Origin of the sequence: Enterobacter sp. 302C9, from assembly GCF_034106085.1 — a bacterium.
GTDB classification, from domain to species: Bacteria; Pseudomonadota; Gammaproteobacteria; order Enterobacterales; family Enterobacteriaceae; genus Enterobacter; species Enterobacter asburiae_B.
This window is the reverse complement of record NZ_JAWNBW010000025.1, coordinates 1-1,713: the sequence shown is the minus strand read 5'-3', so window position 1 is coordinate 1,713 and position 1,713 is coordinate 1. Positions and strand designations below refer to the sequence as shown.

General features: G+C 52.8%; 1 rRNA gene. It reads left to right on the top strand.

Annotated elements, in window-relative coordinates:
- Positions 1–148 precede the first annotated feature (148 nt).
- A 16S ribosomal RNA gene (locus UR289_RS21800) occupies positions 149–1,688 on the top strand.
- Positions 1,689–1,713: the final 25 nt, after the last annotated feature.

Genomic DNA, 1,713 nt, shown 5'->3' with positions numbered 1-1,713 from the left:
GCACTGCTCTTTAACAATTTATCAGACAATCTGTGTGGGCACTCAAAGTGACATGGATTCTTAATGTCTTCGGACAATAAATGAATACCAAGTCTCTGAGTGAACATACGTAATTCATTACGAAGTTTAATTCACGAGCATCAAACTTAAATTGAAGAGTTTGATCATGGCTCAGATTGAACGCTGGCGGCAGGCCTAACACATGCAAGTCGAGCGGTAGCACAGAGAGCTTGCTCTCGGGTGACGAGCGGCGGACGGGTGAGTAATGTCTGGGAAACTGCCTGATGGAGGGGGATAACTACTGGAAACGGTAGCTAATACCGCATAACGTCGCAAGACCAAAGAGGGGGACCTTCGGGCCTCTTGCCATCAGATGTGCCCAGATGGGATTAGCTAGTAGGTGGGGTAACGGCTCACCTAGGCGACGATCCCTAGCTGGTCTGAGAGGATGACCAGCCACACTGGAACTGAGACACGGTCCAGACTCCTACGGGAGGCAGCAGTGGGGAATATTGCACAATGGGCGCAAGCCTGATGCAGCCATGCCGCGTGTATGAAGAAGGCCTTCGGGTTGTAAAGTACTTTCAGCGGGGAGGAAGGCGATAAGGTTAATAACCTTGTCGATTGACGTTACCCGCAGAAGAAGCACCGGCTAACTCCGTGCCAGCAGCCGCGGTAATACGGAGGGTGCAAGCGTTAATCGGAATTACTGGGCGTAAAGCGCACGCAGGCGGTCTGTCAAGTCGGATGTGAAATCCCCGGGCTCAACCTGGGAACTGCATTCGAAACTGGCAGGCTAGAGTCTTGTAGAGGGGGGTAGAATTCCAGGTGTAGCGGTGAAATGCGTAGAGATCTGGAGGAATACCGGTGGCGAAGGCGGCCCCCTGGACAAAGACTGACGCTCAGGTGCGAAAGCGTGGGGAGCAAACAGGATTAGATACCCTGGTAGTCCACGCCGTAAACGATGTCGACTTGGAGGTTGTGCCCTTGAGGCGTGGCTTCCGGAGCTAACGCGTTAAGTCGACCGCCTGGGGAGTACGGCCGCAAGGTTAAAACTCAAATGAATTGACGGGGGCCCGCACAAGCGGTGGAGCATGTGGTTTAATTCGATGCAACGCGAAGAACCTTACCTACTCTTGACATCCAGAGAACTTAGCAGAGATGCTTTGGTGCCTTCGGGAACTCTGAGACAGGTGCTGCATGGCTGTCGTCAGCTCGTGTTGTGAAATGTTGGGTTAAGTCCCGCAACGAGCGCAACCCTTATCCTTTGTTGCCAGCGGTTAGGCCGGGAACTCAAAGGAGACTGCCAGTGATAAACTGGAGGAAGGTGGGGATGACGTCAAGTCATCATGGCCCTTACGAGTAGGGCTACACACGTGCTACAATGGCGCATACAAAGAGAAGCGACCTCGCGAGAGCAAGCGGACCTCATAAAGTGCGTCGTAGTCCGGATTGGAGTCTGCAACTCGACTCCATGAAGTCGGAATCGCTAGTAATCGTAGATCAGAATGCTACGGTGAATACGTTCCCGGGCCTTGTACACACCGCCCGTCACACCATGGGAGTGGGTTGCAAAAGAAGTAGGTAGCTTAACCTTCGGGAGGGCGCTTACCACTTTGTGATTCATGACTGGGGTGAAGTCGTAACAAGGTAACCGTAGGGGAACCTGCGGTTGGATCACCTCCTTACCTTAAAGAACCTGCCTTTGTAGTG